The sequence below is a fragment of the Mesorhizobium sp. Arg314 genome, from assembly GCF_053714275.1.
In genome coordinates this window covers 259,979-275,405 of the sequence record NZ_JBSKBP010000002.1, presented here as the reverse complement: position 1 = coordinate 275,405, position 15,427 = coordinate 259,979, and the positions used below count along the sequence as shown (strand labels likewise).

Sequence of the window (15,427 nt, the reverse complement as noted above, 5' to 3'; positions counted from 1 at the left end):
CCCGGACCTGGATCTCGGAACCGAAATAGGAATGCGGGAACGGCGCCGAAGCTCAGGGCCTTTATCGACACCGCACAAGAAATCGGCCGGGCATCCATGCGGACACCCGGCCGAGTTGCCTGAGCTCGTAAGCTCTTCACCTTAAGGGAGACGCTGGGCGTTCCCCTTGGATCAGAGCTATTTCTTCACCGCGGCCGCGACTTCCGCCGCGAAGTCGGTCGTTTCCTTCTCGATACCTTCGCCGAGCGCGAAGCGCAGGTAAGCGGTGATCTTGGCCGGAGCGCCGATCTCCTTCTCCGCATCCTTCAGCGCCTTCTCGACGGTGATGTCGGGATTGAGCACGAAGGCCTGCTTCAAAAGGACGACCTCTTCATAGAACTTGCGCAGGCGGCCCTCGACCATCTTCTCGATGATCGCTTCCGGCTTGCCGGTCTGGCGCGCCTGGTCAGCGAAGATCGCCTTCTCGCGCTCGACCGCGGCCGGGTCGACTTCTTCGGCCGTCAACGCCATCGGGCTGGTGGCGGCGACATGCATGGCAACCTGACGTGCGAATGCGTTGGCCGCATGCTCATTGCCCGTGGTCTCGATCGCGACCAGCACGCCGAGCTTGCCGAGGCCATCGGCAACCGCGTTGTGGACATAGGTGGCCACCACGCCATGCGGCACGGTGAGCTTGGCCGAACGGCGGAAGCCCATGTTCTCGCCAATCGTGCCGACCGCATCCTTGATGGTGTCGGTGACCGACTTGTCGGAACCCGGGTACTTGGCGGCGGCCACCGCTTCGGTCGTGCCGTAGGCGAGCGCAACCTTGGCGACGTTGGCGACGATTTCCTGGAAGGCCGAGTTGCGGGCGACGAAGTCGGTCTCGGAATTGACCTCGACAATGGCGGCCTCACGCACGCCGGCGTCGACGCCGATGAGGCCTTCGGCCGCAGTGCGCCCGGCCTTCTTGTCGGCCTTCGAGATGCCCTTCTTGCGCAGCCAGTCGACGGCCGCTTCCATATCGCCGTTGGTTTCGTTCAACGCCGCCTTGCAGTCCATCATGCCCGCGCCGGTCAAGTCGCGGAGTTCTTTGACCTGTGCAGCCGAAATGCTCATTGTCGCCTCTTTGTTTCAAATGCGCCGACGCACCATCGGGACTCGATGATGCGCTCGGCAAAAGCGCTTTAGCGCGCCAATTTATTGGAAAGATGAAGGCCGGGATCCGGCCTTCTTTAATTAAGCTTCCGGAGCTTCGGCTGCCGGGGTGCCGAGCGCCGGCTCGACAGGAGCCTCGGCCGAAGCGCCGATGTCGACGCCGAGCGCGCCCTGCTGACGGGCGATGCCGTCGATGGCGGCCTTGGCGATCAGATCGCAATAGAGCTGGATGGCGCGAGCCGCGTCATCATTGCCGGGGATCGGGAAGTCGATCTTGTCCGGATCGCAGTTCGAATCGATGATGGCCACGACCGGAATGCCGAGGCGCTTGGCCTCGAGGATGGCGATCGCTTCCTTGTTGGTGTCGATGACGAACATCAGGTCCGGCGTCGAGCCCATGTCCTTGATGCCGCCCAGCGCCTTGTTGAGCTTCTCGCGTTCGCGGTCGAGATTCAGGCGCTCTTTCTTGGTGAGGCCCTGGGCCTCGCCGGCGAGCGTCTCGTCGAGCTTGCGCAGGCGCTGGATCGAATTCGAGATCGTCTTCCAGTTGGTGAGCATGCCGCCCAGCCAACGCGAGTTGACATAGTACTGAGCCGAACGCTGCGCGGCGTCGGCAACGATGTCGGACGCCTGGCGCTTGGTGCCGACGAACAGCACGCGGCCGCCCTTGGCAACGGTGTCGGACACCTGCTTCAGAGCCTGGTGCAACAGCGGCACCGTCTGCGACAGGTCGATGATGTGGATGTTGTTGCGGGCGCCGTAGATGTAAGGCGCCATCTTCGGGTTCCAGCGGTGGGTCTGGTGGCCGAAGTGAACACCAGCTTCCAAAAGCTGGCGCATGCTGTAATCTGGCAAAGCCATTCTTTAGTTCCTTTCCGGTTGGCCTCCACGGACACAGGCATTTCGGACGGGATGTCCTTGTGCCACCGGAGGTTTCAGCCGGATTTCTCCCGGGCAGACACCAAAGTCCGTGTGTGGAATGAGCGCGCATATAGAGGGGAAGTCTTATAAACGCAAGCCGGGTGCCGGAAAACGCCCTCACCTGCGGCGATCCGCGCAACTAATGCATGTCGCCCAGAAATGTGCCGCGGTTCTGACAACGACATGCATCAAAACTTGGTCAGCGTTTTGCCTTGCCGTTCGGCACCCTGACACGGCGGAAGACAGCGACGATTTCCTCGCGGCTGCATTCGATCGCGCCAAGCCTGACCGCGCGGTCGCGCTCGAAGCCGGTGATATCGTAGTGCGGCGCCGATGTCTTGGGCGGTCCTTGATAGGACGAGCGCTTAAGGCCTAGCTCGGCTGCAAAACGATGGAGTTCGTCGGTATTGTCGGCGAGCAGATGGCACCAGCGGTGGCCGGCCCATTTCCAGATCGCCGCATCGACATAGACCGCCATCAGGCTCGCCGCACTTGGTAAGCCTCACACATGGCGTCTGGAAGACAAGCCTGCAAGCCGGTCCGGTTGTCGTCGGAGCGTCGCTATTTCGAAGCCGGGCAAGGCTTGGTCTGGTCGAACAGCGACAGGTTCACCAGCTTGCCGGTCATCGAGAAGTCGCCATAGTCCATGACGAGGTCGCGGGTGATGCCGTTCTCGTGCAGCTTGAAGCTGATCCGGTATTCCGGCACCTCCTCGCCGCTTTTGCCGGTATCGTCGAAATAGGCGATGTCGACCGGCCAGTATTTGTCCGAGGCGAGCTTGGCCAGCGCCGGCGCTTCCGGATCCGTCTTTTGTGAATCCGCCTTCTTGCCGACGATGACAGTGGTGGTCATCACCTTGTTGGCGTCCTCGGAGCCGTCGAACAAATTGGTCTGGTAGAAATTCTCGCCCTTCTCGGCCTTGCCGATCAGCTCGACCAGATGCTGGGTCGGGAACTGCGTGGCCGCAAGCTCGAGGCTGCTCTTCTCGGGTTTGTCGATATCGACCTTGAGGCCCTTCGGTTCCCTGGTGGCCATGCCCCTCACCTCCTTGTCGAGGTTCTGGTCGACAAAGGATTTCGTCACGAAGGAAAAGGTCTTGCCTTCGGCGTCCTCGAAAGTCGTCGTCTGCTGGTCTGTCAGCCTGGTGTTGTCGTTGGTGACGATCTGGGTGACGAAGCGGAACTTGACCGTGTAACCTTCACAGGCCGAGCCATTGAACTCATAAACCATGCGGCCGGTGATGCCGGTAATGCCCGAACGGTCGGAGGCCTTGTTGAGCGTGAGATCGTAGACGGCGCGGTGTGCCTGCAGCGCGGGCACCGCAAAGGCCGGCGCCATAGGGAACGCCGCCGAAAGACAGGCGGCGGCGAGAAAAAGGCGCGTTGCGCGCATGCGTTGCTCCGATCGTCGCGGCCAGGGGGCAGACCGCAGGGAAAGATGGTCCAGCTTAAAAAAAGTCGTGGCGGAAGCGAGGCAAAAATAGCAATTTCGGCCCGGCCAACGCGGCGTCTTCCAGCAATAGGGAAAAGCAATGAGCGAAACAATCGAAAAGCGGCTAAGCGATCTTGGCGTCGCCATTCCGGCCGCCGCCGCGCCTGCCGCCAACTACGTGCCCTATTGCCGCACCGGCAACATGCTGCTCACCGCCGGCCAGTTGCCGCTGAAAGACGGCAAGCTGCAGGCAAGCGGGCTGCTCGGCCGCGACCTCGATACCGCTGCCGGCAAGGAAGGCGCTAAATTCTGCGCCATCAACATCCTGGCGCAGGCCAAGGCCGCACTGGGCGATCTCGAAAAGATCCGCCGCCTGGTCAAGATCACCGTCTTCGTCGCCTCCGCGCCTGACTTCGTCGAGCAGCATCTTGTCGCCAACGGCGCCTCCGACTTCCTGGTCGCGGCACTCGGCGAGCGCGGCAAGCACGCCCGCTCCGCCGTCGGCGCAGCCTCGCTGCCGCTCAATGCCGCGGTCGAGATCGAAGCGATCTTCGAAGTCGAGTGAGGCTTAAGATGACCGACCTGTCCTGGCTGATTGCCCAGCCTGTCGCGCATCGCGGCTTCCACGACATGAACAAGACGCGCTGGGAAAACACGCTGTCGGCTTTCGCCGCGGCGGCCGAGCGCGGCTACGCCATCGAATGCGACGTGCATATCTCGTCCGACGGCATCCCGGTCATCATCCATGATGGCGATCTGAAACGGCTGACCGGCCATGACGGGTTTGTCTGGCAACGCACCGCGGCCGAGCTGGCGACGCTCAAGATCGGCGGCACCAAAGACCATGTGCCGACGCTCAAGGAAGCGCTCGACCTGATCGACGGCCGCGTACCGCTGGTGGTCGAGCTCAAAGGCGTTCCCGGACATGATGCGGGCCTGGTGGCCAGCGTCGGCCGGCTGCTCAAGCACTATGAGGGCAAGGTGGCGATCATGTCGTTCGACCACTGGCTGATCCGCGATTTCGCCGAGGACGCGCCAGGCATCCCCGGCGGGTTGACCGCCTATGGCACCGAGAACCAGCTGATCGAGGCACACTTCGCCATGCTCGCGCATGACCTCGCCTTTACCTCCTACGCCGCCGGCGACCTGCCGAACCCGTTCGTCAGCTTCGTGCGCGAGAAGCTCAAAATGCCTGTCATCACCTGGACCGTGCATGACCAGCCCGCGGTCGACCTCACCTTCAAATATGCCGACCAGATGACCTTCGAGGGTTTCGAGCCCGATTTGGTCAAGGTCGCCTAGAGCCGGATGATTTCAGGTCGAGACGACCTGAAATCTGATCCGCCTCTAAATTAATCTACAGAGAGAGCATGATGTCGCCCGAAAACCGCTTCACACTTTTCGGCATCATGCTCTGAGACAGTGCCTCAAACGTGACTTGTAGCGGCTCGGACGAAGCTTAAATAAGCCCCATGGATCAGGGCGACGACGACGATGGACAGGCAGCGAACGCGGATTATTCGATCCGCATCGCGGCGGGTATCGGCGCATTCACCTGCGAGGAATGGAACGGCTTTGCCGGAACCACGTGCGGCGACAAAGAAAACGGCTACAACCCTCTGGTTTCATTCGCTTTTCTAAGCGCCATGGAAGAGTCGGGCTGCGCCGTCCGCCGCACCGGCTGGCAGGGCCATCATCTGAGACTTGAAACCGCGCAAGGCAGGCTTCTTGGCGCCGTCCCTTGTTACCTCAAATCGCACAGCCAGGGCGAATATGTCTTCGACCATGGCTGGTCCGACGCTTTCGAGCGCGCCGGCGGCCGCTATTACCCCAAGCTGCAATGCTCGGTGCCGTTCACACCGGTGACCGGCCCTCGCCTGCTGGTCGGCAAGGGCGAGGACGCGGGCGCAGTGAAGGCCGGTTTGGCGGAGGGGTTGAAACTCGTGACCGACAAGCTCGGTGTCTCCTCCGCGCATGTCACCTTCGCCAACGAGCCCGATGCTGCGACACTGGAGGCAGCAGGGTTCCTGCATCGCACCGACCAGCAGTTCCATTTCTTCAACGAAGGCTTTTCCAGCTACGATGATTTCCTCGCCACGCTTGCTTCGCGCAAGCGCAAGGCCATGAAGAAGGAGCGCCGCGAGGCGCTGGCCGACGGCATCAGCATCGACTGGCTGACCGGCAAGGACATCACCGAACGCGCTTGGGACGATTTCTTCGCCTTCTACATGGATACCGGCGGCCGCAAATGGGGCCGGCCCTATCTCAATCGGCAGTTCTTCTCGCTGATCGGCGAGCGCATGGCCGACGACATCCTGCTCGTCATGGCAAAGCGTAACGGGCGCTACATTGCCGGCGCCATCAACTTTATCGGCTCCGACGCGCTCTACGGGCGCAACTGGGGCTGTATCGAGGACCACCCCTTCCTGCATTTCGAGGTCTGCTACCACCAGGCCATCGACTTCGCCATCGAGCGCGGGCTGAAGGTGGTGGAGGCCGGCGCGCAGGGCGAGCACAAGCTGGCGCGCGGCTACCGGCCGGTGACCATGCATTCGGCGCACTACATTTCGCATCCCGGCTTGCGCAATGCCGTCGCCGACTATCTCAGGCGCGAGCGGCGCGAGGTCGAGCGCATGGGCGAATATCTCGAAGAGCACACGCCCTTCCGCAAGGATCTTCACGAATAAAATTCCGACAGCGAAAAGGCGGCTGACGCCAACGCGCCTCGCCGGCAGATCGTCCAGTCGCCTTGCCGCCCATCGGCTGCTTCGCTACACCGGACGGCGAATGCAATTGGGAGCGCCCCCGCCATGACCCAAGCCTATGATCCCGGCAACATCTTCGCGAAGATCCTGCGCGGCGAGATTCCATCGCACCGCGTCTATGAGGACGACGCGGTCGTCGCCTTCATGGATGTTATGCCACAAGGCATAGGCCACACGCTTGTGGTGCCCAAGGCGCCGTCGCGCAACATTCTCGACGCCGATCCGGCGACGTTCGGTCCGTTGTTTGCCGTGGTTCAGAAAGTGGCGGTGGCAGTGAAAAAGGCCTTCAATGCCGACGGCGTCACCTTGATGCAGTTTAACGAGCCGGCCTCCGGGCAGACCGTCTATCATCTCCACGTCCACGTCGTGCCGCGCTTCGAGGGCGTGCCGTTGAAGCCGCATTCCGGTCAGATGGAGAAGCCGGAAGTGCTGGCCGAAAACGCCGGCAAAATCCGGGCAGCGCTTGGTAGCTGACGCGGCCTTCGACCCGGTTCCTGCGCGCTGACCGCTCCAAAGAAAAGAGCCCCGTCGCCGGGGCTCTTTTTGCATTTCAATCGAGAGCGCCTGTCAGCTCTTGCGCGGCAGTTGCGGCACCAGGCTGCGCTTGTTGCCGTCCTTGCCCTTCGGATCCGGCTTCTGCGCCACGGCCTTCTTGGCCGCCGGCTTTTTGCCGACCGTCTTGGCGACCATCTTTTTCGGCTTCGGCGCGTCTTCCGGTTCTTCCTTCTTCGGCTGCACGGGCGACTCGTCGGCGAGCGACTCGAGCTTCAGGCCGGACTCGCCGGTTTCCTTCTTCTCGACGGTGACGCGAACGGTGCCGCCCTTCTTGAGCTTGCCGAACAGCACTTCGTCAGCCAGCGGCTTCTTGATGTGCTCCTGGATGATCCGGCCCAGCGGACGCGCGCCCATGCGCTCGTCATAGCCCTTGTCGGCCAGCCAGGCGATCGCGTCCGGCGACAGGTCGAAGGTGACGCCACGCTCGGAGAGCTGTGCTTCCAGCTGCATGACGAACTTCTGCACCACCTGGTGGATAACCGGCACCGGCAGCGAGCCGAACGGGATGATCGCGTCCAGACGATTGCGGAATTCCGGCGTGAACAGCCGGTTGATCGCCTCGACATCATCGCCTTCGCGCTTGGTCGAACCGAAGCCGATCGCCGCGCGCTGCGCGTCCGATGCGCCCGCATTGGTGGTCATGATCAGGATCACATTGCGGAAGTCGATCTGCTTGCCGTTGTGATCGGTCAGCTTGCCGTGGTCCATCACCTGCAACAGGATGTTGAACAGGTCCGGATGCGCCTTTTCGACTTCGTCCAGCAACAGCACGCAATGCGGATGCTGGTCTACGCCGTCGGTCAGGAGGCCGCCCTGGTCGAAGCCGACATAACCGGGAGGCGCGCCGATCAGCCGCGAGACGGTGTGGCGTTCCATGTATTCCGACATGTCGAAGCGGATCAGCTCGACGCCGAGCGAGGCGGCAAGCTGCTTGGCCACTTCCGTCTTGCCGACGCCGGTCGGGCCTGAGAACAGGTAGGAGCCGATCGGCTTTTCCGGTTCGCGCAGGCCGGCGCGCGCCAGCTTGATCGCCGAGGTCAGTGCGGTGATGGCCGTGTCCTGGCCGTAGACGACACGCTTCAACTCGATATCGAGCCCCTGCAGCACCTTCTCATCGTCGGCCGAGACCGTCTTCGGCGGGATGCGCGCCATGGTGGCGATCGTCGCCTCGATCTCCTTGATGCCGATCGTCTTCTTGCGCTTGGCTTCCGGCACCAGCATCTGCGAAGCGCCGGTCTCGTCGATCACGTCGATCGCCTTGTCCGGCAGCTTGCGGTCATTGATGTAGCGCGCCGACAGCTCGACCGAGGCCTTGATGGCCTCGCTCGTGTAGCGGACCTTGTGGAACTCCTCGAAATAGGGCTTCAGGCCCTTCATGATCTCGATGGCGTCCTCGATGGTCGGCTCGTTGACGTCGATCTTCTGGAAGCGCCGCACCAGAGCGCGGTCCTTCTCGAAGAACTGGCGGAATTCCTTGTAGGTGGTCGAGCCGATGCAGCGGATGGCGCCGGACGAAAGCGCCGGCTTCAGAAGGTTCGATGCATCCATCGCGCCGCCCGAGGTGGCGCCCGCCCCGATCACGGTGTGGATCTCGTCGATGAACAGCACCGCGCCCGGATAGTCCTCGAGCTCCTTGACGACCTGCTTCAGCCGCTCCTCGAAGTCACCGCGATAGCGGGTGCCGGCCAAAAGCGTGCCCATGTCGAGCGCGAAGATGGTGGCGTCCTGCAGCACTTCCGGCACATCGCCTTCGACGATGCGCTTGGCGAGACCTTCGGCGATCGCCGTCTTGCCGACGCCCGGGTCTCCGACATAGAGCGGATTGTTCTTGGAACGGCGGCACAGCACCTGGATGGTGCGGTTGATCTCGCTGTCGCGGCCGATCAGCGGATCGATCTTGCCGGCCCGCGCCTTGTTGTTGAGGTTGACGCAGTAGGCGGTCAGCGCGTCCTGCTGCTTCTTCTTGCCGTTTTCCTCCTGCGGCTCGGCGCCGTTCTGGCCGCCCTGCTCGTCCTCGGCGCCGCGCGGCGTGCGCGACTCCGAAGCGCCCGGGCGCTTGGCGATGCCATGCGAGATGTAGTTGACCGCGTCATAGCGGGTCATCTGCTGTTCCTGCAGGAAATAGGCGGCATGGCTCTCGCGCTCGGCGAAGATGGCGACGAGCACATTGGCGCCTGACACTTCCTCACGGCCGGACGACTGCACATGGATCACGGCGCGCTGGATCACGCGCTGGAAGCCTGCCGTCGGCTTCGAATCCTCGTCGTAACCGGTGACGAGATTGTCGAGTTCGGTGTCGATATAGGTGAGAACCGTGTGCTTGAGCTCGTCGAGATCGACGTTGCAGGCGCGCATGACGGCGGCAGCCTCGGTGTCGTCGATCAGGGCGAGCAGCAGGTGTTCGAGCGTCGCATACTCATGATGCCGCTCGTTGGCGAATGTCAGCGCCTGATGTAGCGCCTTTTCCAGGCCTTGGGAGAAAGCCGGCATGTTACCTCACTTCTTCTCCATCACGCATTGCAGCGGATGCTGATTCTGTCGGGCGAAATCCATGACCTGAGACACTTTGGTCTCGGCCACCTCGAATGTATAGACCCCGCACTCGCCCACTCCATGATTGTGAACATGCAGCATGATGCGTGTGGCGGCCTCGCGGTCCTTCTGGAAAAAGCGTTCCAGGACGTGAACCACGAACTCCATGGGAGTGTAGTCGTCGTTAAGGATGAGGACCCTGTAAAGGCTGGGCTTCTTGGTCTTGGTTTTGGTGCGCGTGATAACGGCAGTGCCGCGACCGGGATCGTTGCGATCGCCGTCATTTTGCATTCGCACCACGGGTGCCGTGGCAGTGGAGCCAATCGTCACTTAGTTCTGCCTCTTCGAATCCTCATGCGAGTTCCACATGTAGGTGCTCGATGAACGATTTTAAGCCCTTCTGTTTAGCTGACAATATGGCTAGGTGGGCAAACCTCAGCGAATTTCTCAATCGTGAATGCCGCAACGCGCATAGGGTTGCGGCCGGGCATGAAAAAACCCGGCCGCGCTCGCGCGACCGGGTCCTTTCGATTGGCCGGCTGGCCGTATCGGGTGTGATCGGCGAAATTACTTCGCCTTGGCGACCACCGATTCGAACGGCTTGTAGGCTTCCTTGGCGAGCTCGGCATAGAGATTGCCGATCTTGCTGGCCTCGGCCACGAAGCTCTCATAGCTCTGCTTGGCGTAATCGGTCTGGATCTCGATGGCCTTCTCGATCGACTTGGCCGCGAACAGCTTCTCGAAGGCGGCGTTGCCGGCCTCGAAGCTCTTCTTGCTGTACTCGCCGGCCTCGGTGGCGATCGCCTGCGCACCCTTGGTGAGCGAGGCAAAGCTCTTCAGCCCGGTATCCGCAAACTCCTTGCCGTATTTCGCGAAGTCCTCATAGGTCTGGGTCATTTCATACTTCCCTTTGGTTGAAACGCCCTTTTGGCCCCGGGCGCCCTTGTGCAATGCACCTCAATATATTGTGCGATGCACAAAAGTCAAGAATCCCTTGGCATACAGGGGCTCCAGCGCCGGCGGCCGGTAAAATTCGATTAAAGAAAAGCTCGATTTGCCGAAAAATGGTGAACGCGGCGGTTACCATAAACGGATTGGTAACGCTGGGCGCGATAGCTTGGCCGGAAGCGAGGAAGGCACTCCCATAGCCGCCTCCGGGGCAACGAAAATTCAGGGTAAGTAACGGTGCGTCAGGCGTTGTCGGGCTTCGTCTCCAAATCTTCATTCGCCTTCAAGGCAATCGCGATCGCCGCGCTTGCGGTGACGATTGTCGCCGCCGACGTCGCGTCGGCTCTTGCCGCAAAGTCCGCGGCGATAGTCGTCGATGCCAAGACCGGCAAGGTGCTCTATTCGGCCGACGCCAACGGCCGGCGCTATCCGGCTTCGTTGACCAAGATGATGACGCTCTACCTCACCTTCGAGGCGCTGGCGAAGGGCAGGATCGGCAAGAACACACCGGTACAGTACTCGGCACATGCTGCGGCCCAGCCGCCGACCAAGCTTGGCGTGCGCCCCGGTGGCTCGGTTCCGGTCGAGACCGCGATCCTGTCCATGGTGACGAAGTCGGCCAATGACTCGGCCACCGCGCTTGGCGAGCTGCTCGGCGGCAGCGAAGACAATTTCGCCCGCATGATGACGGCAAAGGCGCACCAGCTCGGCATGAACGGTACCGTCTTCCGCAATGCCAACGGCCTGCCCGACCCTGGCCAGTTCACCACGGCTCACGACATGGCGATGCTGGGCATCGCGCTCCGCGAGCATTACCCGCAATATTACGGCTATTTCTCGCAGCGCTCCTTCCTCTACGGGCGCCAGCGCATCAACGGCCACAACCGGCTGCTTGGCCGCATCAAAGGCGTCGACGGCATCAAGACCGGCTACACCCGTGCTTCGGGCTTCAACCTGGTTTCCTCCGTCGCCGATGGCGACCGCCGCCTGGTTGCGGTGGTGATGGGCGGTGCCTCCGGCCGCGGCCGCGACAACCAGATGGCCGCGCTGATCAACACCTATCTGCCGCGCGCCTCGACGCGTGGCGGCGGCGATCTCATTGCCAAGGGCGGCGACAATCCGATCAAGACGTTGGCCAAGGTCTTTTTACCCAAGCATGACGCGCCGACACCGGATGCCAAGCCGGCAACTGATGACACTGCCGTTGCCTCAGCCGATGACACGCAGGACGACACCCGGCAGGTCGCCGAAGCGACCCAGCCTGTGATCCAGGTCAGGAAGGTGAAGACGGTTGCCGTGGCCGCCATGGCGGCAGCTCCCAAATCCGAGGAGACCTCGCCTCAGGTCGTCACCGCCTATGCCGAACCCGCGCCCGCCGCCCCGGCGATCGATCCGGTCAAGACGTCATCGGTGCCGTCCGGCTGGGTGGTTCAGGTTGCCTCTTCGCCGACGAAAACGGGAGCCCAGGCGCTGCTCGACAAGGCGAGCAAGCAGGCGCCGAGGGTTCTGGCGGAGGCATCGGGCTTCACCGTCGCCTTCGACAAGGACGGCACCACCTACTACCGCGCCCGCTTCGGCGGCTTCGGCTCGAAGGACGCCGCCTGGAAGGCGTGCGATGCCCTGAAGCGCAAGAAAATCTCGTGTTACGCCGTCGAGCAATAGGCGGTTCTTGAAATCTCCCGGAAGGTACCTGCGTCGAAGGAGACTAATCGTGATTGGAGAGCAAGACGTCCTTGGCTTCATTGATCCGCGCCGCCAGGACAGACGTGCCGCCGACATCGGCGTTCAGGCGCTGCATCAGGCGGCGGTGCGCCTCGCGGATATCCGCCGCGGCAGCCCCCGCTTCAAGACCAAGGACCTTGTAGGCCTCCTCCTTAGTCATGGCGCCCGTACCTGGCGCAACACTCAGCCCTTCGCCACCGTGCGGCTGCGCGTCCTTGCGCCAGACGGGAAAACGGCCGTCAAGATACGTCTCTAAAAGCTGGCGGCTCTCCGGATCGGGACTGAGCTCGCCATGAAGCCGGCGCAGGTCCGTCAGCCCCATGGCACCCAGCATCTTGCCCTCATAACGTCCGGCCAGGACAAGACCCTCGAGCCTGCCGCTATCGTGATCGAGGTCCATTTCGAGCGCGGCGGTGCGCACCGTCGAGTGCTTGGATGCGGCCGCGCGCGCCGGAGGCCGCCTCGTGCGTATCCAGCCGACCCAGGCCAGTGCCGCGAGCAAAAGCAGTCCGCCGATAAGGCTGCGGCCGAAGATCAGCATCGGCGCGCCAACCAGGCCCAGCAAGGTCGGTCCAAACGACCTGAGGCTATCCGCCATCCTTGCCGGATCCGCGCGCACAAAAAGCATCGCGGCGCCCAAAAGCACCACAAGCACCGCTGCCAAAGCGAGGATCACGCCCATCGGTTTGCGCCGCCATACGGATGACTAAGCATAAGAAATAGGATGGGACCAAGGTCCGGCGCTTGCAAGTCCCACATCGGGCGATCCGAAGGGCCAGCGCCGCGGCCGAGACGCGAAGCCGCGCTACAAGAGGCCGAGTTCGGCGAGTTCCAGCCTGAGTTTCGGCGGCATTTCGGCCAGTGCTGCCTTGCCCTTGCCGAGATCGGCCGGCGCATCGGCAGGCTTCAGATAGCGCCAGCCCTGGAAGGCGCGGCGCGGCTGCCAGTCGGTGCGCACCACATTCGGATCGAGCATAAGATGACAGCGGCCGATGCCCTCGCCGTCGGTGAAGGGCCGTATCTCGGTGATCAGCTGCCGGCACTGGACGCTGCCCTTGATCACCCAATAGAGCGAGCCGCCATCGGTGATCTCGCCGCCGCGCGTCGGCACCATGCGGGTGGTATGCCAGTGCTCGGCCGGTTCACCGGCGCGACGCCGCTCGTCGAGGCGGAACTCGATCCACTCTTCGAGATCCTCGACGCTGTCGCAGCCGACGCACAGTTTTAGGAGATTGAGCATGGCCGCAATCTAGCGACGGCATGACGAGGGTTCAACGCCCTGGGGAGTTTTGCACAGGCAAGAGACTGACGGTTCAGGAGGTCTGCGCTGCCGTCTCAATCGCTTGAGCCACCCATTCGTTGAGGCTCTTGTCCTCGGCTGCCGCGGCCGTCACGGCGGCTTCATGCAAACTTGGATCAAGCCGGACATTGAACCGTCCGGAGAATTCTCGGAACGGCTCATTGCCCTTCTCTGCGCACATAGCGAGGAAAATCTTCAGAGACTTCGCTCCTTCGAGATAGAGTTGCTCGACGTTCTGTGCATAGAAATCGGCGCCGCCGGTAAGTCCAAGAAACTCTCCTCTCAGCATTCCGATTTCTGGATCGAAGGCGACGGTGGCCTTATGACCATCGATCTCAATGATGTTCTTCATGGTCTAACTCCATGGCTTTCCGCCCATTTTGTGATGCTGGCAACCGCGCCTTTGTCTGTATCCGGCGTTGGATGGGGCCGATGAAAAACGCGAATCTCGCCGAACAGGAAAACACCGACACGCGATCCTTCGCGTTCGCTCACCTCGGCTCCCAGGGCCAGGAACAAGGCCAGAGCAGCGTTCTATCAGCACTCGACGACGTTGACCGCCAGTCCGCCGAGGCTGGTTTCCTTGTACTTCTCGTTCATGTCGAGGCCGGTCTGGCGCATGGTCTCGATCGCGGCATCGAGCGGCACGAAATGCGTGCCGTCACCCTTGATCGCGAGCGAGGCGGCCGTCACCGCCTTCACCGCGCCCAGCGCATTGCGCTCGATGCAGGGCACCTGCACCAGGCCGCCGACAGGATCGCAGGTCATGCCAAGGTGATGCTCGAGCGCGATCTCGGCGGCGTTCTCCACCTGCTCGGGCGTGCCGCCCATGACCGCGCACAGGCCGGCGGCGGCCATGGCCGAAGCGGAACCCACCTCGCCCTGGCAGCCGACCTCGGCGCCCGAGATCGAGGCGTTCGATTTGATGATGCCGCCAACAGCGGCGGCCGTCAGCAGGAAGTCACGGATGCTTGGCTGGTCTGCCTCGGGATGGAAATGCAGCCAGTAGCGCAGCACGGCCGGCAAGGTACCGGCAGCCCCATTGGTTGGCGCCGTCACGACGCGACCGCCGGCGGCGTTCTCCTCGTTGACCGCCATGGCGTAGATCGACAGCCAGTCATTGGCGAGCAAGGGATTGGGCCGGTTCTGCTGCCACTGTTCCTGCAGCTTGTCGTGGAGTTGTCGCGCGCGGCGGCGCACCTTCAGCCCGCCTGGCATGATGCCGTCCTGCGACAGCCCGCGGTCGATACAGCCTTTCATCGCGCTCCAGATCGCGTCCAAGCCCGCATCGAGCTCCTCGCGCGACAGGTGCGTCTCCTCGTTGGCGCGCTTCATCTCGGCGATCGAAAGCCCGCTCTTTGCCGCCATCGCCAGCATCTCGACGGCATTCTTGAACGGATACGGAACCTTCTTGCCTTCGGTCGTCACCGACTCCTTCGCCTTCATGCGCTGCAGCTCTTCCTCGGAAACCACGAAGCCGCCACCGATCGAATAATAGATGCGCTTGAGCAGCAGCCGGTCGGATGCGTCATAGGCATAGAAGGCCATGCCGTTGGCGTGGCCGGTCAGGGGCGTCTTGCGGTCGAGCACAAGGTCCTTGGCCGGGTCGAAGCGATAGGCAGGATGCCCGGGTGGCGAAATGCGCTTCTCCGCGCCGATGCGGGCGACGATGCTATCCGCCTCGTCCGGATCCACCGTCTGCGGCGTCTGGCCGGCCAGGCCGAGGATGACGGCGCGGTCCGAGCCGTGGCCGATGCCGGTGTAGGCGAGCGAGCCATGCAGGCTGGCGCCGATGCGATCGACCTTCACGCCTGCGGGACGAGGCCAGTCGCCGGCCAGGATCTCGTCTAGGAACCGGCGCGCGGCCGTCATCGGCCCCATCGTGTGCGAGCTCGATGGGCCGATGCCGATCTTGAACAGGTCGAAAACCGAAAGGAACACGGGGCCGCTGTCTCCTGAGGGTCGCTCAAACTTACATATAGGAATTCCCGCGATGTTTCCGCTGTTTTGCATGTCGCGGCTCGGCGGCTGCCGACCTTGTTTGCTCCGTCAGCGACATCGCCCGGTCGACAGCTTTGGCGCCCGTCGAAGCACCGGCTCGGCCTGTGTTACAAGA

At 62.6% G+C, this 15,427-nt stretch carries 17 protein-coding genes and 1 pseudogene; 6 read left to right on the top strand and 12 right to left on the bottom strand.

What is annotated here, in order from left to right; all coding sequences use genetic code 11:
• Positions 1–27: 27 nt before the first annotated feature.
• Positions 28–123: pseudogene (locus tag ACWGS9_RS03450) on the top strand (LysR family transcriptional regulator); the annotation flags it as partial.
• Between the two features lie 54 nt (positions 124–177).
• Here ACWGS9_RS03450 and tsf read toward each other — a convergent pair.
• The 4 genes from tsf to ACWGS9_RS03430 all read right to left on the bottom strand — a co-directional run bounded on the left by tsf (position 178) and on the right by ACWGS9_RS03430 (position 3,450).
• Entirely contained in the window at positions 178–1,098 is a 921-nt protein-coding gene (tsf, locus tag ACWGS9_RS03445; protein WP_454503892.1) for a translation elongation factor Ts, read from the bottom strand.
• Between the two features lie 120 nt (positions 1,099–1,218).
• A complete protein-coding gene (rpsB, locus tag ACWGS9_RS03440; RefSeq protein WP_320311641.1) occupies positions 1,219–1,998 on the bottom strand; it encodes a 30S ribosomal protein S2 in 780 nt (259 codons plus the stop codon).
• 259 nt (positions 1,999–2,257) lie between these two features.
• Positions 2,258–2,536 carry a DUF4031 domain-containing protein gene (locus ACWGS9_RS03435; protein ID WP_454503891.1) on the bottom strand — a complete coding sequence of 93 codons (279 nt, stop codon included), beginning with the start codon at positions 2,534–2,536 and terminating at the stop codon, positions 2,258–2,260.
• Positions 2,537–2,619: 83 nt separating this feature from the next.
• Positions 2,620–3,450 carry a cell envelope integrity EipB family protein gene (locus ACWGS9_RS03430; RefSeq protein WP_454503890.1) on the bottom strand — a complete coding sequence of 277 codons (831 nt, stop codon included), beginning with the start codon at positions 3,448–3,450 and terminating at the stop codon, positions 2,620–2,622.
• A gap of 139 nt (positions 3,451–3,589) precedes the next feature.
• On the opposite strand from ACWGS9_RS03430, the gene ACWGS9_RS03425 reads away from it, so the two are divergent.
• From ACWGS9_RS03425 to ACWGS9_RS03410, 4 genes are all read left to right on the top strand, one after another.
• Entirely contained in the window at positions 3,590–4,054 is a 465-nt protein-coding gene (locus ACWGS9_RS03425; RefSeq protein ID WP_454503889.1) for a RidA family protein, read from the top strand.
• Between the two features lie 8 nt (positions 4,055–4,062).
• Positions 4,063–4,791, top strand: a complete 729-nt coding sequence (locus ACWGS9_RS03420) for a glycerophosphodiester phosphodiesterase (RefSeq protein WP_454503888.1) — start codon at positions 4,063–4,065, stop codon at positions 4,789–4,791.
• 170 nt (positions 4,792–4,961) lie between these two features.
• Positions 4,962–6,176, top strand: coding sequence for a GNAT family N-acetyltransferase (locus ACWGS9_RS03415; protein ID WP_454503887.1), 1,215 nt, complete (start codon positions 4,962–4,964; stop codon positions 6,174–6,176).
• A 123-nt stretch (positions 6,177–6,299) separates the two neighbouring features.
• Positions 6,300–6,728 carry an HIT family protein gene (locus ACWGS9_RS03410; protein ID WP_454503886.1) on the top strand — a complete coding sequence of 143 codons (429 nt, stop codon included), beginning with the start codon at positions 6,300–6,302 and terminating at the stop codon, positions 6,726–6,728.
• Between the two features lie 93 nt (positions 6,729–6,821).
• On the opposite strand, the gene clpA is transcribed toward ACWGS9_RS03410, so the two are convergent.
• From clpA to ACWGS9_RS03395, 3 genes are all read right to left on the bottom strand, one after another.
• Complete coding sequence (gene clpA, locus ACWGS9_RS03405; protein WP_454503885.1) at positions 6,822–9,299, bottom strand: ATP-dependent Clp protease ATP-binding subunit ClpA; 2,478 nt, start codon at positions 9,297–9,299, stop codon at positions 6,822–6,824.
• A gap of 6 nt (positions 9,300–9,305) precedes the next feature.
• A complete protein-coding gene (gene clpS, locus ACWGS9_RS03400) occupies positions 9,306–9,632 on the bottom strand; it encodes an ATP-dependent Clp protease adapter ClpS (protein WP_165350036.1) in 327 nt (108 codons plus the stop codon).
• Between the two features lie 276 nt (positions 9,633–9,908).
• A complete protein-coding gene (locus tag ACWGS9_RS03395; RefSeq protein WP_320311650.1) occupies positions 9,909–10,238 on the bottom strand; it encodes a phasin family protein in 330 nt (109 codons plus the stop codon).
• Between the two features lie 288 nt (positions 10,239–10,526).
• On the opposite strand from ACWGS9_RS03395, the gene ACWGS9_RS03390 reads away from it, so the two are divergent.
• Complete coding sequence (locus tag ACWGS9_RS03390; RefSeq protein WP_454503884.1) at positions 10,527–11,951, top strand: D-alanyl-D-alanine carboxypeptidase; 1,425 nt, start codon at positions 10,527–10,529, stop codon at positions 11,949–11,951.
• Between the two features lie 43 nt (positions 11,952–11,994).
• On the opposite strand, the gene ACWGS9_RS03385 is transcribed toward ACWGS9_RS03390, so the two are convergent.
• The 5 genes from ACWGS9_RS03385 to ACWGS9_RS03365 form a co-directional block, all read right to left on the bottom strand.
• Positions 11,995–12,693 (bottom strand): J domain-containing protein, encoded by a 699-nt coding sequence (locus tag ACWGS9_RS03385; protein WP_454503883.1) that lies wholly within the window; start codon positions 12,691–12,693, stop codon positions 11,995–11,997.
• A 123-nt stretch (positions 12,694–12,816) separates the two neighbouring features.
• On the bottom strand, positions 12,817–13,251 hold the full coding sequence (locus ACWGS9_RS03380) for a DUF1489 family protein (RefSeq protein WP_454503882.1): 435 nt from the start codon (positions 13,249–13,251) through the stop codon (positions 12,817–12,819).
• Positions 13,252–13,324: 73 nt separating this feature from the next.
• Complete coding sequence (locus tag ACWGS9_RS03375) at positions 13,325–13,663, bottom strand: type II toxin-antitoxin system HicB family antitoxin (protein ID WP_454503881.1); 339 nt, start codon at positions 13,661–13,663, stop codon at positions 13,325–13,327.
• A complete protein-coding gene (locus tag ACWGS9_RS03370) occupies positions 13,660–13,830 on the bottom strand; it encodes a type II toxin-antitoxin system HicA family toxin (RefSeq protein WP_454503880.1) in 171 nt (56 codons plus the stop codon). The genes ACWGS9_RS03375 and ACWGS9_RS03370 overlap by 4 nt, the downstream gene beginning before the upstream one ends.
• Before the next feature lie 18 nt (positions 13,831–13,848).
• Positions 13,849–15,252, bottom strand: coding sequence for an L-serine ammonia-lyase (locus ACWGS9_RS03365; protein ID WP_454503879.1), 1,404 nt, complete (start codon positions 15,250–15,252; stop codon positions 13,849–13,851).
• Between the last annotated feature and the right edge of the window lie 175 nt (positions 15,253–15,427).